At 66.1% G+C, this 19,385-nt stretch carries 23 protein-coding genes and 2 tRNA genes; 13 read left to right on the forward strand and 12 right to left on the reverse strand.

The genetic code is table 11. The features are described 5' to 3' along the window. Nucleotides 1–60 precede the first annotated feature (60 nt). On the reverse strand, nucleotides 61–1,107 hold the full coding sequence (locus tag VFW69_RS20310) for a phosphotransferase family protein (RefSeq protein ID WP_526503924.1): 1,047 nt from the start codon (nucleotides 1,105–1,107) through the stop codon (nucleotides 61–63). A gap of 63 nt (nucleotides 1,108–1,170) precedes the next feature. Continuing rightward, nucleotides 1,171–1,809 carry a histidine phosphatase family protein gene (locus VFW69_RS20315; protein WP_526503926.1) on the reverse strand — a complete coding sequence of 213 codons (639 nt, stop codon included), beginning with the start codon at nucleotides 1,807–1,809 and terminating at the stop codon, nucleotides 1,171–1,173. A 128-nt stretch (nucleotides 1,810–1,937) separates the two neighbouring features. On the opposite strand from VFW69_RS20315, the gene VFW69_RS20320 reads away from it, so the two are divergent. From VFW69_RS20320 to VFW69_RS20345, 6 genes are all read left to right on the forward strand, one after another. Continuing rightward, a complete protein-coding gene (locus VFW69_RS20320; protein ID WP_526503928.1) occupies nucleotides 1,938–2,609 on the forward strand; it encodes a methyltransferase domain-containing protein in 672 nt (223 codons plus the stop codon). Nucleotides 2,610–2,673: 64 nt separating this feature from the next. Continuing rightward, nucleotides 2,674–3,744: a phosphotransferase family protein gene (locus VFW69_RS20325; protein WP_526503930.1), complete on the forward strand. Its 1,071-nt coding sequence runs from the start codon at nucleotides 2,674–2,676 to the stop codon at nucleotides 3,742–3,744. A 1-nt stretch (nucleotide 3,745) separates the two neighbouring features. Beyond that, nucleotides 3,746–4,510, forward strand: a complete 765-nt coding sequence (locus VFW69_RS20330) for an SDR family NAD(P)-dependent oxidoreductase (RefSeq protein ID WP_526503932.1) — start codon at nucleotides 3,746–3,748, stop codon at nucleotides 4,508–4,510. A gap of 140 nt (nucleotides 4,511–4,650) precedes the next feature. Continuing rightward, a complete protein-coding gene (locus VFW69_RS20335; RefSeq protein ID WP_526503934.1) occupies nucleotides 4,651–5,934 on the forward strand; it encodes an acyl-CoA dehydrogenase family protein in 1,284 nt (427 codons plus the stop codon). Continuing rightward, nucleotides 5,915–6,538 (forward strand): TetR/AcrR family transcriptional regulator, encoded by a 624-nt coding sequence (locus tag VFW69_RS20340; RefSeq protein WP_526503936.1) that lies wholly within the window; start codon nucleotides 5,915–5,917, stop codon nucleotides 6,536–6,538. The genes VFW69_RS20335 and VFW69_RS20340 overlap by 20 nt, the downstream gene beginning before the upstream one ends. Continuing rightward, entirely contained in the window at nucleotides 6,538–7,506 is a 969-nt protein-coding gene (locus VFW69_RS20345) for an NADPH:quinone oxidoreductase family protein (RefSeq protein ID WP_526503938.1), read from the forward strand. Before VFW69_RS20340 ends, VFW69_RS20345 begins: the two co-directional genes overlap by 1 nt. Before the next feature lie 13 nt (nucleotides 7,507–7,519). On the opposite strand, the gene VFW69_RS20350 is transcribed toward VFW69_RS20345, so the two are convergent. Continuing rightward, a complete protein-coding gene (locus VFW69_RS20350) occupies nucleotides 7,520–9,394 on the reverse strand; it encodes an alkyl/aryl-sulfatase (protein ID WP_526503940.1) in 1,875 nt (624 codons plus the stop codon). Between the two features lie 179 nt (nucleotides 9,395–9,573). Between VFW69_RS20350 and VFW69_RS20355 the strand changes: the two genes are divergently transcribed. After that, nucleotides 9,574–10,044 (forward strand): lipoprotein LpqH, encoded by a 471-nt coding sequence (locus VFW69_RS20355; RefSeq protein WP_526503942.1) that lies wholly within the window; start codon nucleotides 9,574–9,576, stop codon nucleotides 10,042–10,044. Nucleotide 10,045: 1 nt separating this feature from the next. On the opposite strand, the gene VFW69_RS20360 is transcribed toward VFW69_RS20355, so the two are convergent. The 6 genes from VFW69_RS20360 to VFW69_RS20385 form a co-directional block, all read right to left on the reverse strand. Further along, complete coding sequence (locus VFW69_RS20360; protein ID WP_526503944.1) at nucleotides 10,046–11,557, reverse strand: sensor histidine kinase; 1,512 nt, start codon at nucleotides 11,555–11,557, stop codon at nucleotides 10,046–10,048. Then, nucleotides 11,535–12,239: a response regulator transcription factor gene (locus VFW69_RS20365; RefSeq protein ID WP_067932552.1), complete on the reverse strand. Its 705-nt coding sequence runs from the start codon at nucleotides 12,237–12,239 to the stop codon at nucleotides 11,535–11,537. Before VFW69_RS20365 ends, VFW69_RS20360 begins: the two co-directional genes overlap by 23 nt. A 151-nt stretch (nucleotides 12,240–12,390) precedes the next feature. Further along, a complete protein-coding gene (locus VFW69_RS20370; protein WP_156745522.1) occupies nucleotides 12,391–12,546 on the reverse strand; it encodes a DUF6131 family protein in 156 nt (51 codons plus the stop codon). 23 nt (nucleotides 12,547–12,569) lie between these two features. Then, the gene (locus VFW69_RS20375) at nucleotides 12,570–12,809 is read right to left on the reverse strand and encodes a hypothetical protein (RefSeq protein ID WP_064880197.1); all 240 of its coding nucleotides are present in this window, start codon (nucleotides 12,807–12,809) and stop codon (nucleotides 12,570–12,572) included. A gap of 106 nt (nucleotides 12,810–12,915) precedes the next feature. After that, nucleotides 12,916–13,326 carry an MmcQ/YjbR family DNA-binding protein gene (locus VFW69_RS20380; RefSeq protein ID WP_526503948.1) on the reverse strand — a complete coding sequence of 137 codons (411 nt, stop codon included), beginning with the start codon at nucleotides 13,324–13,326 and terminating at the stop codon, nucleotides 12,916–12,918. A 96-nt stretch (nucleotides 13,327–13,422) separates the two neighbouring features. Continuing rightward, nucleotides 13,423–14,367 carry a class I SAM-dependent methyltransferase gene (locus VFW69_RS20385; protein ID WP_526503950.1) on the reverse strand — a complete coding sequence of 315 codons (945 nt, stop codon included), beginning with the start codon at nucleotides 14,365–14,367 and terminating at the stop codon, nucleotides 13,423–13,425. A 125-nt stretch (nucleotides 14,368–14,492) separates the two neighbouring features. Between VFW69_RS20385 and VFW69_RS20390 the strand changes: the two genes are divergently transcribed. From VFW69_RS20390 to VFW69_RS20405, 4 genes are read left to right on the forward strand one after another with little or no spacing between them, the layout of a single operon-like run. Continuing rightward, nucleotides 14,493–14,852 (forward strand): nuclear transport factor 2 family protein, encoded by a 360-nt coding sequence (locus VFW69_RS20390; protein WP_526503952.1) that lies wholly within the window; start codon nucleotides 14,493–14,495, stop codon nucleotides 14,850–14,852. Nucleotides 14,853–14,891: 39 nt separating this feature from the next. Next, nucleotides 14,892–15,890 carry a phosphotransferase family protein gene (locus VFW69_RS20395; RefSeq protein ID WP_526503990.1) on the forward strand — a complete coding sequence of 333 codons (999 nt, stop codon included), beginning with the start codon at nucleotides 14,892–14,894 and terminating at the stop codon, nucleotides 15,888–15,890. A 19-nt stretch (nucleotides 15,891–15,909) separates the two neighbouring features. Further along, nucleotides 15,910–16,392 carry a hypothetical protein gene (locus VFW69_RS20400; RefSeq protein WP_526503954.1) on the forward strand — a complete coding sequence of 161 codons (483 nt, stop codon included), beginning with the start codon at nucleotides 15,910–15,912 and terminating at the stop codon, nucleotides 16,390–16,392. 9 nt (nucleotides 16,393–16,401) lie between these two features. Next, complete coding sequence (locus VFW69_RS20405) at nucleotides 16,402–16,869, forward strand: GNAT family N-acetyltransferase (RefSeq protein ID WP_526503956.1); 468 nt, start codon at nucleotides 16,402–16,404, stop codon at nucleotides 16,867–16,869. Here VFW69_RS20405 and VFW69_RS20410 read toward each other — a convergent pair. Then, nucleotides 16,843–16,915 (reverse strand) — tRNA-Arg (locus VFW69_RS20410). The genes VFW69_RS20405 and VFW69_RS20410 overlap by 27 nt on opposite strands. A gap of 37 nt (nucleotides 16,916–16,952) precedes the next feature. Beyond that, nucleotides 16,953–17,044, reverse strand: a tRNA-Ser gene (locus VFW69_RS20415). Nucleotides 17,045–17,128: 84 nt separating this feature from the next. Between VFW69_RS20415 and VFW69_RS20420 the strand changes: the two genes are divergently transcribed. Then, nucleotides 17,129–18,196 carry a pyridoxal phosphate-dependent aminotransferase gene (locus VFW69_RS20420; RefSeq protein WP_526503958.1) on the forward strand — a complete coding sequence of 356 codons (1,068 nt, stop codon included), beginning with the start codon at nucleotides 17,129–17,131 and terminating at the stop codon, nucleotides 18,194–18,196. A gap of 9 nt (nucleotides 18,197–18,205) precedes the next feature. After that, entirely contained in the window at nucleotides 18,206–18,667 is a 462-nt protein-coding gene (locus VFW69_RS20425; RefSeq protein ID WP_526503960.1) for a DUF4334 domain-containing protein, read from the forward strand. A 126-nt stretch (nucleotides 18,668–18,793) separates the two neighbouring features. Here VFW69_RS20425 and VFW69_RS20430 read toward each other — a convergent pair whose 3' ends face one another. Then, complete coding sequence (locus VFW69_RS20430; RefSeq protein WP_526503962.1) at nucleotides 18,794–19,378, reverse strand: TIGR03086 family metal-binding protein; 585 nt, start codon at nucleotides 19,376–19,378, stop codon at nucleotides 18,794–18,796. Between the last annotated feature and the right edge of the window lie 7 nt (nucleotides 19,379–19,385).

Raw genomic sequence — 19,385 nt, forward strand, 5'->3', positions numbered from 1 at the left:
TACCGCGCGGATCTTGCAGCTGCGTCGCGCGGCGAAAAGGCACCACGCGGCCGGCCCGCGCTAGCCCGGCAGCTTGGCCAGTTCGGCCAGCCCGCGGGAGATCAGCGGCGCCACCACCTCCGGTGCGTGGTCAGAGTCCGCGCCGCGGGCCTGATCCGACATCCGCCGGCGGAAGTCAATGCCCGCGGCGATGATGGCGAGCTTGAAGTAGGCCAATGCCATGTAGAACTCCCAGTGCGCCAGTGGTGTACCGGCCGCCAACGAATACCGATCGGCCAGTTCGTCCGCCGTCGGCAGCAAGGGCGATGTCCATGCGGCCTGGGCATTGACAATCAAATCCAGGGCGGGGTCGCGGTACACGCACATCAGGGCCGCGTCCGACAGCGGATCCCCCAGCGTGGAGAGCTCCCAATCGACGACGGCGCGAACCTTGGTCGGGTCGTCTGCGTCCAGGATCGTGTTATCGATCCGGTAGTCGCCGTGCACGATCGACGTGTGGCTCTGCTGCGGAATGGCCTCGCCCAGACCGGAATGCAGCCGTTCCACGTCGGCATCGCGCCGATCCTCGGGCAACCGCACCAGCGACCATTGCGAGCCCCATCGCCGCACCTGACGCTCCAGATAACCGCTGGGCTTGCCGAAATCGGCCAGGCCGACGGCGCTGGGATCGACTTTGTGTAGGTCGACAAGCACCCGGATCAACGAGTCGACGCAGCCCCCAATGACGGTGTGACTGAACGATTCGAGTTGAGCGCGACGGCGCACCACCTGGCCGTCGACGAAATCGACGATCTGGAAGGGGGCGCCCAGCACCGAATCGTCCTCACAGAGCGCGATCGTGCGCGCCACCGGAACCGGCGTGTCCTGCAGCGCCGCAACGACGCGGTACTCGCGGGCCATGTCGTGCGCCGACGGGGTCAATCCATGCAGCGGCGGTCGCCGAACCAGCCAACTGGTGCTGTCGTCGTAAACACGGAACGTCAGATTGGAGCGCCCACCGGAGATGAAGTCCGCACATAACTCGCCGTCGCGTCCGATCCCGAGTGAACGCAGGTATCGGTCCAGCGAGGCCAGGTCGAGCCCCTCGAGTTGGTCAGCTGAAGTCACCGAACTTGTCTACCATCGCCGAGCTCGACCGGGCGCACCACCTGCGATTTGCCGGACTTTCGCTCAGCCCGCGCCACGGCTCGCGTCGTCGTCGAGCATCCTTTGGTTTCGCGGCAACAGGTCCCAGACGTGTTCGGTGGTGTTGACCGCGGCGACCGTCGCTTGACCGGACCGGGAGAACAACAGCCGAGTGACCGACGCGTAGTCGACGGGAAAGGACAGCAGTCGGGCGGTACCGAGAATTTCGTGCAGGAGGACGTTGATGACCCCGCCATGGCTGAACACCGCGACGGTGCCGTCGGGGTCGGCGGTGACGACGAGGTCGTCGACCGCGGCGCGCACCCGGGTACGAAAAGCATCCTCGTCGACCGCGCTGGGCAGATGCCCCTGAGCCAGTCGCGCCCATTCCTCGGGCATCTCCGCGCGGATCTGCTCGACGGGGATGTACACCGGCAGGTCGCGGTCGTACTCGGCGAAGCGATCGTCGATCTCGAGGGTCAGGCCGCGATCCGCGGCGACCGGTTCGGCCGTCTGGATGGCCCGGCGCTGCGGGCTGCTCACCACGCGTGAAATGGGAAACCTGGCGAGCGCCTTGGGTAGTCGCTCGATCTGGGCCAACCCTTCCTCCGACAGGTCCGGGTCGGAGCCTTGACCGTGTTCGCTGCGCAGCGGCAGCGCGTGCCGGACCAGAAGCACTTGCATATGTCTTCCTGTCTTGTCGAGAGGTTGTGCCGGTCCGAAGTCTCTCATCGCCCGTTGTCCATCGTTCAGGGCGTGCACAATGACATCGCTGTACCTAGCTAAATGCGCTCCGGTGCCGAGGAGGACGGATGACCGAACCGGATAGGGATTGGGACGCCGCCTACCGGCAAGCCGCCCCGCCCCCGTGGAGCATCGGTCGGCCGCAGCCGGAGCTGGCGCTGCTCATCGATCAAGACAAGGTTCGCAGCGAGGTGCTGGACTCCGGCTGTGGCCACGCCGCGCTCTCGCTGACGCTTGCCGCGCTCGGCTACACCGTGGTCGGCCTGGACGCCAGCGCGACCGCGATTGCCGCGGCCACCGCCGCGGCAGCCGGGCAAGGGCTCACCACGGCGACGTTCGCACAGGCCGACGTCACCAGCTTCGGTGGCTATGACGGCCGCTTCTCCACCATCCTGGACAGCGGGCTGTTCCATGCGCTGCCGCCCGACCGACGCCAGGACTATGTGCAATCCATCTTTTGCGCCGCGGCGCCGGGAGCCTCGCTGTACATCCTGGCCTTCGCCGCCGGTGCACTGGACGATGCCCACTCGGACCGGCCGGGCCCGCCCGGCTTCACCGAAACCGAATTGCACGATGCCGTCACGACGCTGTGGCGGATCGACGACGTTCGCGCGGCGAAGGTGTACGGCACAGACGATGCCGCCGGGTCGCCGGACGGTCCGCTGGCGCACCTGGAGCACGACGACGAGGGTCACTTCATGGCGCCCGGGTTCCTACTGAGCGCGCACAAGCCGGGCTGAGCCGCCGTTGCCGCGGCACCCATGGAGAATGCTATTCTCCATGGGGAGATTAGGATGTGCGGCGATGGGTTGGACGGTGACTCAGGTGGGCGAATCGGGGCTCGACGCGGGCGTGCTCGGCCGGTGGCTGGATGCCCGCGACGCCCCGGGGGGTGGCGAAGAGCCGCGGCTTACCCAGCTGAAGGGCGGTTCGCAGAACACCCTGTATCTGATCGAGCGCGGCCCGTCGGCGGCGCCGGCGAGGATGGTGTTGCGGATGCCCGGCGCCCGGGCCGACGCCGCCCGTATCGACGGGCTACTGCGGGAGATCCGCCTGGTTAGGGCGCTGTCCGGCACCGATGTCCCGCACGCGGCGCTGATCGCGGCCGACGACACTGGCGCCGTGCTCGGGATGCCGTTCTACGTCATGCAGGCGATCGACGGCTGGAGCCCGATGGACGGCGGGTGGCAATCACCGTTCGACACGGACTTCGAGGCCCGGCGCGGCCTGGCCTTCCAATTGGTCGACGGCGCGGCCAAGCTGGGCCGAGTGGATTGGCGCAAGCAAGGACTCGAAGGTTTCGGCCGCCCCGACGGATTCCACGAGCGGCAGGTCGATCGCTGGCTGGCGTTTCTAGACGCCTACAAGGTCCGCGAGCTGCCGGGTCTTGACGAGGCGTCCGACTGGCTGCGCCGCAACCGTCCGGCGCACTACCGGGCGGGCATCATGCACGGCGACTACCAGTTCGCCAACGTGATGTTCGCGCACGGTGGCCCGGCGCGCCTGGCCGCGATCGTGGATTGGGAGATGACCACCGTCGGCGATCCGCTGCTCGACCTGGCGTGGTGCCTACTGGGCTACGACGGTGAAAAGCCACGCGAAGACGGGTTTTATCTCGACATGCGCGGCATGCCTACGCGCAGCGAGCTGTTGGAGCACTACGAAACCGTCAGCGGGTTGTCGACCGAGAACATCGACTACTACCTGGTGCTGGCCAACTGGAAGCTGGGCATCGTGCTGGAGAAGACCTACGCGGCCGGCGTGCGGACCGGGAAGGTTGACTCGAAGATCACCGACGCGTTCGGTCCGATGATTCTGCAGCTCATCGCCACAGCGGCCGAACTCGCCCGATCGCTACCGACCAAGGGATCCTGAAATGGGTTACGCCGACCAGCTTTTCGACCTCACCGACCGGGTCGTCCTGGTCACCGGCGGCAGCCGCGGGCTGGGGCGCGAGATGGCGTTCGGCGCGGCCCGCTGCGGTGCGGATGTGGTGGTCGCGAGCCGCAACATGGACAACTGCGTCTCGACCGCCAAGGAGATCGAGGCCGAGACCGGCCGTTCCGCCATGCCTTACCAGGTGCACGTGGGGCGCTGGGATCAGCTCGATGGATTGGTCGAGACGACCTACGAGCGGTTCGGCAAGGTCGACACGCTGATCAACAACGCGGGCATGTCTCCGTTGTACGACAAGCTCACCGACGTGACCGAGAAGCTGTTCGACGCCGTGGTCAACCTCAACCTCAAGGGCCCATTCCGGTTGTCGGCGTTGGTAGGTGAGCGCATGGTGGCGGCCGGCCGCGGCTCGATCATCAACGTGAGTACGGCGGGCTCACTTCGGCCGACACCCGACATCATCCCCTACGCCGCTTCCAAGGCCGGTCTCAACGCCATGACCGAAGCGTTGGCGAAGGCGTTGGGCCCGGCGGTGCGGGCCAACACGCTGATGGCCGGGCCGTTTCTCACCGACGTGAGCAAGGCCTGGAATCTCGAGGCGGCCGAACAGAAACCGTTCAAGCATCTTTCGTTGCAGCGCGCGGGCGACCCGCGTGAAATCGTCGGCGCGGCACTGTTCTTGGCGTCCGATGCGTCCAGCTTCACCACCGGCTCGATCCTGCGGGCCGACGGTGGAATCCCCTGACGTGGCGGTCGCAAGCGCGGCCGTGGCGATCGCAAGCGCGGCCGTGGCGATCGCAAGCGCGGCGCAGCCGGGCGCAGCGGGTCGCCACAATCGACATAAGCCGGGCGCAGCGGGTCGCCACCAACGAGAGGAGTGTTCGAATGTCCTGGGACTTTTCTACCGAGCCGGAGTTCGAGGAGAAGCTCGAGTGGATCCGCGGGTTCGTTCGCGACGAGGTGCAACCGCTCGAGGTGCTGTTTCCCGGCTGCGAGTTCCTGCCGCTGAACGACGAGCGGCGCCGCATCGTCGACCCGCTCAAGCAGCAGGTGCGCGACAAGGGTTTGTGGGCACCGCATCTGGGGCCAGAGCTGGGCGGGCAGGGATTCGGTGCGGTCAAGCTGACGTTGATCAACGAGATTTTGGGCCGCAGCCCGTGGGCACCGATCGTGTTCGGAACGCAAGCGCCCGACACCGGCAATGCCGAGATCATCGCCCGCTTCGGAACCCAGGAACAGAAGGACCGCTATCTGGCGGGGCTGCTGTCCGGCGAGATCTTCTCGTGCTTCTCGATGACCGAGCCGCAGGGCGGTGCGGATCCGCGGGTCTTCACCACCCGAGCCGTCCGTGACGGCGACGACTGGGTCATCACCGGGCGAAAGTATTTCTCTTCCAACGCTTCCGTTGCCTCCTTCTTCATCGTCGTCGCGATCACCGATCCCGACGTGCCGGTCCATACCGGCGCGTCGACGTTCCTGATCCCCGCCGGCGCCGAGGGGCTGGTCCTGGAAGCCAATCACCACCTGGTCGGGGCGGACCCGCACGAGCCGGGCCATTCCCTGGTGCATTACAACGACGTCCGAGTGCCCTTCGACGCGTTGCTCGGCGAGCCCGGCCAGGGTTTTTTGATATTGCAGACCCGGCTGGCCGGCGGGCGGCTGCATCACGCAATGCGCTCCATCGGGATGGCGCAGCGCGCCGTCGAGATCATGTCGCGCCGCGCGAAAAGCCGCTTTACCCAGGGCAGTCTGCTGGCCGACAAGCAACTGGTGCAGGAGTTCGTTGCCGACTCCTACACCGAGCTGATCCCGTTCCGGCTGACGGTGTTGCACGCCGCGTGGCTGATCGACAACGGCGACGAACGGGCTGCGCGGGCCGAGATCGCGGCCTGCAAGATCCTGGCATCACAGGTGCTCAAATCGATTGCGCTGCGTGCCATTCAGGTGCACGGCGCGCTGGGACTCACCGACCAGCTACCCCTCGTGAACGTGTTACTGGGCGGCATCGCGCTGGGTCTGGCAGACGGTCCGACCGAGGCACACAAGGTGAACCTGGCCCGAATGCTACTCAAGGGTTACGAGGCCGAGGAAGGTGACTGGCCCAGCGAGATGCTCGACGTGCGGCGCGCGGCCGCGCGCGCCAAATACGGTGAGCTCGTTGACCTCTAACCGGGTGACCGCTGCGGTCGAGCGGGCGCTGGATGACCGCCAGCGGGAAGCCACCGAGGAGGTGGAACGTATCCTGGCCGCCGCGGTGCGCGTCATGGAGCGGGTGGCGCCGGAACCGCCTCGGGTCAGCGACATCGTCGCCGAGGCGGGTTCGTCGAATAAGGCGTTCTACCGTTATTTCGCCGGTAAGGACGATCTGATCCTGGCCGTCATGGAGCGCGGAGTGGCCATCGTGGTGTCCTACCTCGAGCACCAGATGGCCAAGGAATCCGAGCCGCGCGACAAGGTCGTGCGGTGGATCGAGGGCACGCTGGCGCAGGTAGCCGACCCGCACCTGATCAGCATGACCCGAGCGGCGGCCGGCCAGATGTCGGCGGGTACCGCATGGCGCGCGGCCGACCAGGCGATGATGCGGCCGCTTCGCGGGCTTCTCGTTGAACCTGTTGCGGCCCTGGGGAGTAGCGATGTCGAACGCGATGTCGAGGCGGTGTTCAGCTGCACCGCGTCGACCATGCGCCGCTACGTGGGCTCGGCCGAGGAGCCCCGCCCCGACGACATCGCACACGTGGTGCGGTTCTGTTTACGTGGATTGGGGGCCGTTTGATGCGCGCGGTGATCTGTCGTTCCTATGGCACACCAGAGGACCTGGTGATCGACGACGTGCCCGATCCCGTCGCGGCCCCGGGCCAGCTGCTGGTGCGGGTCCGTGCGGCCGCGGTCAACTTCCCCGACGTACTGTTCATCGCCGGCAAGTACCAGGTGAAAATTCCGCCGCCGTTCATACCCGGCAATGAGATTGCCGGCGAGGTGATCGCCGCGGGTGACGGCGTGCCGTTCAGCCCCGGACAACGGGTCTCCGGAACCACATTCGGGGCGTTCGCCGAACAAGCGCTGCTCGACGCGAGTCAGGCCGAGCTCGTGCCCGACGACGCCGACTTCGCCTCGGCCGCGGCCTTCGGCGTCACTTACCGCACCGCCTATCACGCACTGCGCTCGACGGCCGCTGTCACACAGGGAGATTGGGTGGTCGTGCTGGGGGCCGCGGGCGGCGTGGGACTGGCCACGGTCGACCTGGCGGTCGCGATGGGGGCGCGGGTGCTGGCCGCGGCGTCGAGCCGGGAGAAGCTCGAGCTGTGCCGGCAGCGCGGGGCCGAGGCGACCGTGGACTACGACCGCGAGGACCTCAAAACGCGGATCCGTGAACTCACCGGCGACAGCGCCCGCGTGGTGCTGGATCCGGTGGGCGGATCATATTCGGAGCCGGCGCTGCGCGGGCTCGCGCGTGGCGGCACCTTCGTCACGCTCGGCTACGCAGCCGGTACGATCCCCGCCATCCCGCTCAATCTCATCCTGCTCAAAGATATCTGTGTGCGCGGCATGGAGATCCGCACGTTCATGACCGACCGGCCCGACGACGCCGTGCGCGACCTGAAGGAGTTAGCGCAGATGTTCGCCGACGGTACGGTGCGGCCGTACATCGGCGCGCGATTCCCACTCTCCGAGACCGCCGCGGCTTTACGGCATGTGGCCGACCGCAAGGTGCTGGGCAAGGTGGTGATCGACGTCGCGTGACAGCTCATGGGTCTCACGGCGTGACGATGTTGAAATTCGGGTCTGGCCCGTCGAGCACACTCAGCAGAGCCTGCAGCGCGGCCTGATCACCGGTGAGTTCGAGGCCGGCCGAGCTGAAGTCACCCATCGCCACGGCGAGGAGCCGAATCTTGTTGGTCAGCTTGATCGTAACGGTCGCCGTCGCAGGATCGGGCGCCGTCTTGCGGCGAACGAGCACCCCGTTGCGCAGGGTGAGCCGATAGTTGACCGCGGTATCGGCGAAGGTGACGTCGATGGCAATGTCCAGATCCCAGCTGCGCGGCCCGTTGACCCGAATCGCCAGGCCGTCGAAGATCTGCTCCGGCGTCAGCTGGGACAGCATGGATGATGAAGCTGTGGTAGTTGCGGTACCGAAGTTGCCGTCGCGCAATTCCATCGCCCCACTCAGGAAGAAGTTGCGCCAGGTCGCGTTCTCGGCACCGTAGGCCAGCTGCTCGAGCGTGTCCGAGTACAGTGCGCGAGCGCCGGTGTGCTCGCTGTCGGTGAAGATCGTATGGTCCAATAGCGTTGCGGCCCAACGGTAGTCACCGGAGTCGAATGCTTTTTGCGCAAGGTCGACCACCCGGTCGACGCCGCCCATCGCCTCGACATAGCGGGGCGCGAGCGCCTCGGGAGGGTGCGGCCACAGCCGGCCGGGGTTGCCGTCGAACCAGCCCATGTAGCGCTGGTAGATCGCCTTGACGTTGTGGCTCACCGATCCGTAGTAGCCGTGCGTATGCCAGGCCCGCTCGAGAGCGGGTGGCATCTGGAACATTTCGGCTATCTCGACGCCGGTGTGGCCCTGGTTGAGCAATCGCAGCGTCTGGTCGTGCAAATAGGCATACAAGTCGCGCTGCACCGACAGGAACTCGACGATGCTGTCTTTGCCCCACGTCGGCCAATGGTGGGAGGCAAATACGACGTCGGCGCGGTCGGCAAAGGTGTCGATCGCCTCGGTGAGATAGCCGGACCAGGCGTGCGGATCGCGCACCAGCGCGCCCCGCAGGGTCAGCAGGTTGTGCAGGTTGTGTGTCGCGTTCTCGGCCATGCACAGCGCGCGGAAACGCGGGAAATAGAAATGCATTTCGGCGGGCGCCTCGGTTCCCGGCGCCATTTGGAATTCGATCTCTACGCCGTCGATGGTGTGTGTCTCGCCGGTGGCGCGGATGTCGATGGTGGGGACGATGACGGCGACCTCGCCGGTGGAGGGCGTCTGGCCGAGCCCGCAGCCAACCTGAGCCAAAGGTCCGCGCGGCAGCAGGGTGCCGTACATGTACGTGGCCCGCCGCGTCATTGCCGGCCCGGCGTAGACGTTTTCGGAGACCGCGTGCTCGATGAAGCCTTCCGGCGCCAGCACCGCGACACCGCCCGCATCCACGTCGGCCGGCGAGGTGACGCCGAGTACGCCACCGAAGTGGTCGACGTGGCTGTGGGTGTAGATCACCGCGACAACGGGCCGCTCGCCGCCCCGATTATCGCGGTACAGCGCCAGCGCCGCCGCGGCCACTTCCGTGGACACCAAGGGGTCGATGACGATGATGCCGGTGTCGGTTTCCACGAACGTCACATTGGAGAGGTCCAGCCCGCGAACCTGATAGATGCCGGGCACCACTTCGTAGAGGCCTTGCTTGGCGGCCAGCGTCGACTGCCGCCAGAGGCTGGGGTGAACCGACGTCGGGGCCGGACCATCCAAGAACGCGTAGGCGTCGTTGTCCCACACCACCCGCCCGTCGGCCGCCGTGATCACGCACGGGGACAGCGCGGCAATGAATCCACGGTCGGCGTCGGCGAAATCCGTCTCATCATGAAAAGGCAGAACATGGTCGCGATGGGCCGATTCGATGACTGCGCTAGGTGACTTGTGGTCCACCGTCTTACCTTGCCACTAATGCGCCATCACTCAAGGTGGTTTCCAACGGCTTTTCGTCATCTAATTAATGAACACAGCAACAATTTCTTCGGGTTCTGGATTCCCGGCCCAGTTAACCCGCATACTGCCCAGACGGCCCTCAATGCCGAGGACCGCAACTATCGGGCAAAGGAGAACAGGTGAAGCGTCAACTGACCGTCGCGGTGGCCGGTGCGGCAATTCTGGTCGCCGGGATATCGGGCTGTTCGAGCAACAAATCATCAAATGGCGTTTCGACCTCGGTGCCGGGAGGCTCCGTGTCGGCCGGCGGCAACAACTCGTCGAAGGTCACCATCGACGGCAAGGACCAGAACGTCCAGGGCACCACTATTTGCACCAAGGCTGGCGGCAATATCTCAATTGCGGTCGGCGGGAACACCACCGGGATCAGCGTCGTGCTCGCCGACGCCAATCCGCTCGCGGTGAAGGCGGTCCAGCTCGGCAACGTCAACGGCGTGACGCTTCAGTACGCGCAAGGTGGCCAGGGCAACGCCTCGGCGACCAAGGACGGCAATACGTACAAGATCACCGGTACCGCCACCGGGGTCGATATGGCAAACCCGATGCAGCAGGTGAACAAGCCATTCGAAATCGACGCGACTTGCTCCTGACCTAAGGATCGGCAGGGGGCGGTTGCCATCCATTGGGTGGCAACCGCACCGTGAACTCGGTACGGCCCGGCGTACTGTCCACCGCGATACTTCCGTTGTGCGCCTTGACAACTGCGGAGACAATCGCGAGGCCCAGTCCGGTGCTGCCGCCCTTGCGAGAGCGCGAGGAGTCGCCGCGGGCGAACCGTTCGAAGACCTCGGATTGCAGCGCCGCCGGGATGCCGGGCCCGTTGTCGATGACCTGCAGCACGGTGTGCGACGGCTCGGTGCTCAACCGCGTCGTCACGACGGTGCCCGCCCCGGTGTGGACGCGCGCGTTGGCAAGCAGGTTCGTCAGCACCTGATGCAGCCGTGCCGCGTCTCCAGTGACGACCACCGGTTGTTCGGGCAGGTCGAGTTCCCATTGATGTTCGGGCCCTGCGACATGAGCGTCGTTGACCGCGTCCACCGCCAACCGGGATAGATCCACCGGTTCGCGTTCCAGCGGGCGGCCGGAGTCCAGCCGGGCCAGCAGTAACAGGTCCTCGACAAGGCGCGTCATCCGCTCGGTCTCGGAGGCCACCCGGCTCATCGCTTGCGCCACCGCCTCACGATCGTCACCCATCCGCTGGGTCAGTTCGGTGTAACCGCGGATCGCCGCCAGCGGCGTGCGTAGCTCATGGCTGGCGTCGGCGACGAACTGGCGAACACGCGTCTCGCTGGCTTGCCGCGCCGACAGCGCGCCCGCGATGTGGTCCAGCATTTGGTTGAGGGCCGCACCGAGTTGCCCCACCTCGGTGGAGGGGTTTGCGTCGGGTGCGCGCACGCGCACAGGGAGTTCGACCTCGCCGCGCGCCAGCGGCAAGCCGGCTACCTCGCTCGCGGTCTGCGCGACGCGGCGCAACGGCGCCAGCGCCCGCCTGATGATGATCACACCGGCCGTGGTCGCTGCGACCAGCGCGATGACCGTGACGATCCCGAAGATGACCAGCATCCGCATCAGGGTGGCGTCGATGTTGGCCATCGACAGGCCGGTGACGATGACGTCGCCGCCGCTGCGGCTCGGCGCCGCGACCACCCGGTAGCGGCCCAGGCCGTCGAGGTTGAGTGTCACCGGCTTGCGGCTGCCGGCGATCCCGGACAGCTGCAGCTGGGCGGTCGCGGTCAGCTCGGCCCGGTCACCGCTGCTCGTCGTGTAACCGGCGTCCACGGTGTTCCCGTGGCTGACCACCGCCGCGACCATGCCCGCCGGCTGGCCCGGCGCATCCAGGAATCGCGGGCCGGGGCCCGGTCGCGGATAGACGTGCTGATGCCGCCAGCCCGAATGCGGCGGCTCGGGGTACATGAGCGCCGAGCGGTAGGAGGTGCCGGCGAGCTGCCCGTCGAGCTGGGCCACCAAGTGGTGGAGCAGCGCCAGTTCGGTCGCGGCGGTGATGCCGATGCACACGATCGCCAACACGACGATCTGACCGACCAGCAGCCGCAGTCGAAGGGACCAGGCCCTTCGCGTGTCAGCGGGCCGGCTTGAGGACATAACCCGCGCCGCGCAGCGTGTGGATCATCGGCTCTCGGCCGTTGTCGATCTTCTTGCGCAGGTAGGAAATGTAGAGCTCGACGATGTTGGACCGGCCCCCGAAGTCGTAACTCCATACCCGGTCCAGGATTTGGGCTTTGCTCAGCACCCGCTTGGAGTTGCGCATCATGAATCGCAACAGCTCAAACTCGGTGGAGGTCAACGAGATTGGCTCTCCCGCCCGGGTGACCTCGTGGCTGTCCTCATCGAGCACCAAATCTCCGACCACCAGTTGCGCGCCACTGTCCACCGTCGTCACCCCGGTGCGGCGCAACAGGGCTCGCAGGCGCAGCACGACCTCTTCGATGCTGAACGGTTTGGTGACATAGTCGTCGCCACCGGCCGTCAGGCCGGCGATGCGGTCTTCAACGGCGTCCTTGGCGGTCAGCAGCAACACCGGCAGCTGCGGGTTCTCCTCGCGAAGTTTGTGCAAGACGTCGAGCCCGCTCATGTCGGGCAGCATCACGTCCAGAACAACCACGTCGGGTCGCTGGGAGCGAGCGGTCGCGATTGCCGATGCCCCGTCACCGGCGGTGGAGATGTTCCAGCCCTCGTACCTCAGCGCCATTGACACCATGTCGGCCAGCACGGATTCGTCGTCTACGACCAGAACGTTGATGGGGTTGCCGTCTGCACGACACATAACGACCCGCTCTACCGAGGCTCGGGGCTGCGTCACAACTTCCAGTATCCGCCACGGACTGAGCCGAGGCTATGCCAAACCTGTGCGGATCCTGTGAAACGGATCGCGCGACTGCTGAGCAGCCGCGCGATCCGTATTCGGGTGGAAGCCGTTAATACCAGTAGCGGCGACCGGCGACCGGGCGGCCGACCGAGCCGAGGATCCAGAGGATCGCGCCGATGACCAACAGCACAATGCCCAGCGTGGTCAGGATGGGTACATGGAAAAAGAATCCGAGAATAAGCAGGATAATCCCTAAGATAACCATTTCGACTTCCTTTGAGTGAGGGGTTAGAGGTTGATCGATTGCATTGAACTTGGTTGCGGCAGATGACAATCCGTCACTTTCGGATTGACACCGAAGTAATTCAAGGGTCCAGCGATCACGGTTACCGCCACCGTGCCCGCTGAGGCGCATGATGTGTTGTCGTTTTTGAAGTAGTCACGCTGCCACGCCGCGAATACCCCGATCAGCAACCACACCAACGCAACTGTTCCGATGATCCCGCTGCCACGCATCGTGACCTCCAATGTGGACGAGAAGAAGTTTTCTCGTGGACGTGAAGTTACCCATTTGACTTATGTCTAAACATGCAATGGGTTATGCAGCAGTGCTTGTCGGCGCGGCCCTGGGGCGTTAGAGGTGCTCGGCGAGCCAGGTGGCGGCCCGCTTGTTCGACGCCCGCGACAACCAGGCGTCCTGGATCAACTCAGCTAATTCGGTTCTGCTGATTTCCGCCAGCCGACTCGCCCGCACCAACACCGAAGGGTGCCCGTCGAAATGGTCCGTGGTGAAGAACGGCGAAACGGGATCGGAAATCAACGCCAACTTGTCGCTTTCCGATTCCACCCAGAGCATGATCACGTCCGCGTAGCGCACGCCGGTGTCCGGATCGGTCGCGTCGGGCCGGGGCGTGCGGAAGAACACGAACGACTTCCCACCCACCTGGTAAATCGCATTGCCCTTGGGACCCTCGAGGCGCTGGACGTGCGGCATCGCGGCGGCGATCTCATGCACGTCGCTTAGCCGGGCACGTCGAGCAGCCATAGCGGCCACGGTACCGTCCGTCGCGGGACAGCTCGTCACCCTAGCGAGAGACGTTGCGATACTTGATGTTTGAGCGCGTGGCGACCAGGCGGGCGATCAGCCCGCCGTCCGGTGCGCGGACACATAGAGAGTGGGCGGCATCGCGTCCTGCGCGTCCTGGGGAACGCCGCGGCCATACCGCGCCATCAACTCCGAGAACGACGCCGTCGTGACGTCCCAGCCGCGGTCATGCAGCCAGCCGTCGACGGGCGTGCGCTCCTCCGGGTACCAGAGATCGTCGAAGTCGGTGATCTCGGCGTTGACCAGTTCGGCGGCCGCGGCGCGCATCCGTCGCATGTCCTCGCGCTGGCGCTGCACACGAGCGGGGTCGGTGAAACCCGAGTCGGGCACGTTGGACGCCAGCCGACTGCCCTCGACGCTGAGCGAATTGATCCGTTCGAAGAGCAGGTCCTGGGCCTGCGCGGGCAGGTAACGAACCAGGCCTTCGGCCGACCACACGGCGGGCTTTGAGGCATCAAATCCCGCCTCCTGCAGCGCTTTCGGCCAATCCTGACGCAGATCGATCGGAACGTTGACCAGCTGTGCCTTGGGCTCCGCCCCGTGCTCGCGCAGGGTGTTGGATTTGAATTCCAGCACCTTGGGCTGATCGAGCTCGTAGACGACGGTGCCGTTGGGCCACGGGAGGCGCCAGCTGCGTGCGTCCAGGCCGGCCGCCAGGATCACCACCTGCCGAACACCGGCGTCCGCGGCGCTGAGGAAGAACTCGTCGAAGAACGCCGTTCGGGTGGCCATGAAGTCGACCATCAGCTGTAGCCGATTCCGCAGATCCGGCTCGATGTCGCCCGCCTTGGCCAGCAGCGCCGGGTTGGCGTAGATGCTCCACATCCCCTCGCCCGCGGCGTCGACGAACACGCGGGCGAAGGGATCATTGATCAGTGGGTTCTCGCTCTCGGTTTCGGCCGCGCGAGCTGCCGCGACACCCAGCGCGGTGGCGCCCACGCTTTGAGTGATTTCCCAGGAGTCATTGTCGGTCCGCGGCATCGCTCAGTTCCCTTCCCAGAAAGTAAGTTATGCACACTATTCTTCCAGCCGCCGCCGGCCGAGGTCGCCCTCCGCCCCTGCCCTAGTCTTTTTCCCAGACGTTCCACAGGTTGCAAGGGAGTGCCATGACGCCCACCCCGTCACATACTGCGCAGGAGGTGTTCGCCCACCACGGCACCGCACTGGAAGCGGGCGACCTTGACGAGATCGTCGTCGATTACGCCGAGGATTCCGTGCTGCTCAGCCGCGCCGGCGTCGCTCGCGGCAAGGACGCCATTCGCAGAGTCTTCGCGACATTGCTCGCCGATCTGCCGGATGCGGACTGGGACTTGATGACCCAGCTTTTCGACGAGGACGTGCTGTTCCTCGAGTGGTCCGCCGACTCGGCTGTCAATCGGGTCGACGACGGTGTTGACACCTTCGTGTTTCGCGACGGCACGATCCGAGCGCAAACCGTCCGATATACGCCGCACCCGAAGGGCTGAAGAGTGGATGACGTGAACCTGGAAGCCGTGGCGGAGTGGATGTCCGGGCGGGGGCTCGGCGAGGGGCCGCTACAGGACGTTTCCACTGTCACCGGTGGAACCCAGAACGTCATGCTGCGCTTCACCAGGTCCGGCCGGCCTTATGTGCTGCGGCGCGGGCCACGACACTTACGTCCGCGCAGCAACACCGTGATCCTGCGGGAAACCAAAGTCCTTGCCGCACTGGCTGGTTCCGACGTCCCCCACCCCCGCCTGATCGCCGCCTGCGAGGACCCGAGTGTGCTCGGTGACGCCGTCTTCTACCTGATGGACCCGGTCGACGGCTTCAACGCGGGCGAAGGCCTGCCACCCCTGCACGCCGGCGATGCCAAGGTGCGCCACGGCATGGGTCTGTCGATGGCCGATGCGCTGGCCAGGCTCGGTGCCGTCGATCACGTCGCGGTGGGCCTCGCCGATTTCGGCAAGCCGGAGGGTTTCCTGGAACGCCAGGTGCCGCGCTGGCTTTCGGAGCTGGAGTCCTACAACGAGTACGACGGCTACCCCGGGCCCGACATCCCGGGCATCGAGGAGGTGTCGGCGTGGCTGGACCGTCACCGGCCGGCCCGCTGGACGCCGGGCATCATGCACGGTGACTATCACGCCGCCAATGTGATGTTCTCCCGCACCGGCCCGGACGTGGTCGCGATCGTCGACTGGGAGATGTGCACGATCGGCGATCCGCTGCTGGATCTGGGCTGGCTGCTGGCCACCTGGCGCCAGCCCGACGGCTCCAGCGTGTTCAGCCACGCCCTCGGCGGGCAGGACGGGCTGGCCAGCACCGACGAGCTCTTCGAGCGCTACGCCGCCAACAGCACCCGCGACCTGTCCCACATCACCTGGTACACCGTGCTGGCCTGCTTCAAGCTCGGGATCGTGATCGAGGGGACGCTGGCGCGGGCCTGCGCCGGAAAAGCCGAGAAGGAGGTCGGCGACCAATTGCACGCGGCCACGGTGCATCTGTTCGAGCGGGCGCTGGGCCTCATCTCCAACCAGGGCTGACCTACTAACATCTCCTCTCGTGCCGCCTTATCCCGAAGAACCGGATTATTACTCCGACCCCACCGCGGCCGCGCGGTACGGCGGTTATTACGACTCCGAGCCACAACCGCCGGAGCCGCCGACGCCGTGGTACCGCCGTCCGGCGGCGTTGATCGCGGCCGGCGCCGTCGGAGTGATCCTGCTGGCCGCGCTGGTGTTCGCGGTGGTCAAGCTCACCAGCGGGTCGCCGGCGCCCAGCCCCGCAACCACGACGCCCGTCCCGTCCACCACCGCGCCGGTGACCACCACCACGGAGCAGGCGCCGCGGCACCACGGGGGCGGCGGCGGTAAGGGCCCGACCGAGACCGTGACCGAGACGGCCCCACCGCCGAGCACCGACACCAGCACGACGACACAGCCGCCGACCACGGTCGCACCGAGCACCGAAACCAGCACCGTCACGCAGACCGTGACCGAACCGCCCCGCAGGGGTCCGTTCCAGCCGTTCCAGCCGCGCCCCTAGTGCGGCGACGTGCACGCGAGCGGCGGCCTGGTCCGGCCGGCGTCGGCAACGGATGCGGTTGCGTGCCTTGCCGTTTACCGGCCCTACGTCGAGCGCACCGTCATCAGTTGGGAGATCGACGTCCCGACCGAAAATGAGATGGCCGCGCGTATCGCCGCCGCCCAGGCCGGCCACGAATGGCTTGTCCTGGAACGCGATCGCCGAGTGATCGGCTTCGCCTGCGGGCACGCCTTGAATCGCCTTGCTACGTACCAGTGGTCGACCGAAGCAGGGATCTACCTCGACGCCGACCATTGCCGTAGCGGCGGAGGCCGCGCGCTGTACGCGGAACTGTTGCGCTGGGTCTCCGCGCGGGGCTACCGGCGGGCGTTCGCTATCGACGAAAAACCGCGCCACAAGAACTGGGTCTTAACGATTCGCATCATTTCGGGTCGCCGAAGCCCTAGCGAGCGCGCCCGAAGGGATTCGAACCCCTAACCTTCTGATCCGTAGTCAGATGCTCTATCCGTTGAGCTACGGGCGCCTGTCATTTAGTTGTCGTTCCGTGTTCCGTGTTTCCGTGGCGGAGGCGAGAGGATTTGAACCTCCGGTCCCCTTTGAGGGGGACAACTCATTAGCAGTGAGCCCCATTCGGCCGCTCTGGCACGCCTCCCTTGGACTTTCTGAGGGTACCGGACCCCTTCAGGCTCGCGCGGAACCGGCCATACCTTACACAGATGAGACATAAACTGTCGAAGTGACCGCCCGCCTGCGCAACGAACTGGTCGGACTGCCGGTATATGTCCCAGGCAAGAACGTGCCCGGCTCGATCAAGCTGGCCAGCAATGAGACCGTCCACGGCCCCCTGCCCAGCGTGCACGCGGCGATCGAGCGCGCGGTTGCCGTGATCAACCGCTACCCGGACAGCGCCAGCGTCGACCTCAAGGCCGCGCTGGCGATGCACCTGGGTTCCGACGTCGCCCCCGAGCACATCGCGGTCGGTAGCGGTTCGGTCACCTTGTGCCAGCAGCTTGTTCAGATCACCGCCGCCGCCGGCGACGAGGTGATGATCGGCTGGCGCAGCTTCGAGTGCTACCGGCCCATCATCCAGGTGTCCGGAGCGACCACCGTCAAAGTGCCGTTGACCGACCACACGCACGACCTCGACGCGATGCTCGCCGCCCTCACCGACCGCACCCGGCTCATTTTCGTGTGCAACCCGAACAATCCGACGTCCACCGTCGTCGACCCGGACGCACTGACGCGGTTCGTCGAGGCCGTGCCGCCGCGCGTCCTGATCGCCATCGACGAGGCCTACGTCGAATACATCCGCGACGGCATGCTGCCCAACAGCTTGGACCTGGCGCTGACCCACAGCAATGTCGTTGCGCTGCGGACCTTTTCGAAGGCCTACGGGTTGGCGGGGCTGCGCGTCGGTTACGCGGTCGGCCACCCGGACCTGATCACCGCGCTGGACAAGGTGGTCATGCCGTTCGCCCTGACGAACGTCGCACAGGCGGCCGCCATCGCGTCACTCGAGGCCTCCGACGAGCTGATGGCCCGCACCGACGCGCTGGTCGTCGAGCGCACCCGGGTCGGTGCCGCGCTGCGCGACGCCGGATTCCAGCTGCCCCCGTCGCAGGCCAACTTCCTCTGGCTACCGCTAGGTGAGCGCACCATGGATTTCACCGACCAGGCCGCCGACGCGCACCTGGTGGTCCGTCCGTTCGCGGGCGAAGGCATTCGTGTCACCATTGGTGCGCCGGCCGAAAATGACGCTCTGCTGCATTTTGCCCGCGATTGGTTAGCCCGCACCGAATCGTAAGGAGACGCCGTGGACCTCGCGCGGAAGAAGTTCACCGAGCTCAAAGAGCGCAGCGGCGACATCGCAGATTCCGAGCTCGACGAATTCTGGGCCGAGCTTGCGCCCGCGACGATCGACGGGATGCTCGGCGAATGGAAGGGCGGCGAATTCCAGACCGGCCACAAAATGAATGGCCAACTGGAAAAGGCCGGCTGGTACGGCAAGACCTTCAAGTCCGTGCGCGACGTGCAGCCCCTCGTCTGTCTCGACGCCGACGGCAACAAGTTCTCCAACGTCGAGATGGGCAAGGGCGAGGCCAGCCTATGGCTGGAGGACTTCCGCGGAGAGGTCACCGCCACCATGGTTTACGACGGTCAGCCGGTGCACGACCACTTCAAGAAGATCGACGACGACACCGTGATGGGCATCATGAACGGCAAGGGCGTCCGGGATAACGGCAAGTACTACTACTTCTACCTGGAACGGGAGTAGTTCCCCAGGGCCGTCGTTGAGTGTGCGCTGACGGCCTTGAGTGTGCGTCCAGGGCGGCGACACGCCGGGGCGCCCGCCGTGGCTTCACACCCGACGCCCAGGATTCACTCGGCGCCCCAGCTCGAACTACCCCGCCGGGTTGCGGCCGGTGAACGCGACCAGCCGCTCGAGCGCGCCGGCGTCCGCGGGGACGTCGACCGGGCCGTCAAATCCGGCTTGACCACGCAACTCCGGCCTGATGATGTGACGCGCGAGCCCCAGCACGTATTCGGACAGCGGCTCGGGCGCGTCGATGTCGTGCCCCACCGCGGCGGCGTAATCCCAGGCGTGGACCAGGAACTCGATCGACAGGATGGCGCACGCGCTGTTGGCGGGCATCTCCCCCTTGCCGAACGGCACCGACCCGTCCAGCCCGTGGCGGTGCCAGGCGTCCAGGGCCGGGCGCGCGGCGGCGACAACCTGACGTTCCACCGAATCGCCTTCTTCGCGCGCCGGAATCTTCGCGCCGACCATGCCGCCGAGGGCCGAGATCGAGTTCAGCAGATGCCCGGTCAGCTCCGACACGTCGAATTCCGTGCACGGCGTGCGTCGTGACAGGTCGTCGGAGGCAATCGTGTGCAGCACCCGTTGCAAAATCCCAAAGGTGTCCTCGGCGCTGTGCAGCTCGTCGGTGGGCGGGGAATCCGGTCCGGGTCGCAAGTCAGAAGCCATATTCGCC

This window comes from Mycobacterium sp. (genome assembly GCF_036273375.1).
Lineage (GTDB): Bacteria > Actinomycetota > Actinomycetes > Mycobacteriales > Mycobacteriaceae > Mycobacterium.

What these genes read in the sequence shown, in the direction of transcription:
- VFW69_RS20360 (WP_526503944.1), bottom strand. Translation starts at nt 11,557, where the DNA reads ATGTCCTCAAGCCGGCCCGCTGACACGCGAAGGGCCTGGTCCCTTCGA.
- VFW69_RS20335 (WP_526503934.1), top strand. Translation starts at nt 4,651, where the DNA reads ATGTCCTGGGACTTTTCTACCGAGCCGGAGTTCGAGGAGAAGCTCGAG.
- VFW69_RS20370 (WP_156745522.1), bottom strand. Translation starts at nt 12,546, where the DNA reads ATGGTTATCTTAGGGATTATCCTGCTTATTCTCGGATTCTTTTTCCAT.
- VFW69_RS20345 (WP_526503938.1), top strand. Translation starts at nt 6,538, where the DNA reads ATGCGCGCGGTGATCTGTCGTTCCTATGGCACACCAGAGGACCTGGTG.
- VFW69_RS20380 (WP_526503948.1), bottom strand. Translation starts at nt 13,326, where the DNA reads ATGGCTGCTCGACGTGCCCGGCTAAGCGACGTGCATGAGATCGCCGCC.
- VFW69_RS20365 (WP_067932552.1), bottom strand. Translation starts at nt 12,239, where the DNA reads ATGTGTCGTGCAGACGGCAACCCCATCAACGTTCTGGTCGTAGACGAC.
- VFW69_RS20325 (WP_526503930.1), top strand. Translation starts at nt 2,674, where the DNA reads ATGGGTTGGACGGTGACTCAGGTGGGCGAATCGGGGCTCGACGCGGGC.
- VFW69_RS20430 (WP_526503962.1), bottom strand. Translation starts at nt 19,378, where the DNA reads ATGGCTTCTGACTTGCGACCCGGACCGGATTCCCCGCCCACCGACGAG.
- VFW69_RS20330 (WP_526503932.1), top strand. Translation starts at nt 3,746, where the DNA reads ATGGGTTACGCCGACCAGCTTTTCGACCTCACCGACCGGGTCGTCCTG.
- VFW69_RS20390 (WP_526503952.1), top strand. Translation starts at nt 14,493, where the DNA reads ATGACGCCCACCCCGTCACATACTGCGCAGGAGGTGTTCGCCCACCAC.
- VFW69_RS20395 (WP_526503990.1), top strand. Translation starts at nt 14,892, where the DNA reads ATGTCCGGGCGGGGGCTCGGCGAGGGGCCGCTACAGGACGTTTCCACT.
- VFW69_RS20320 (WP_526503928.1), top strand. Translation starts at nt 1,938, where the DNA reads ATGACCGAACCGGATAGGGATTGGGACGCCGCCTACCGGCAAGCCGCC.
- VFW69_RS20315 (WP_526503926.1), bottom strand. Translation starts at nt 1,809, where the DNA reads ATGCAAGTGCTTCTGGTCCGGCACGCGCTGCCGCTGCGCAGCGAACAC.
- VFW69_RS20385 (WP_526503950.1), bottom strand. Translation starts at nt 14,367, where the DNA reads ATGCCGCGGACCGACAATGACTCCTGGGAAATCACTCAAAGCGTGGGC.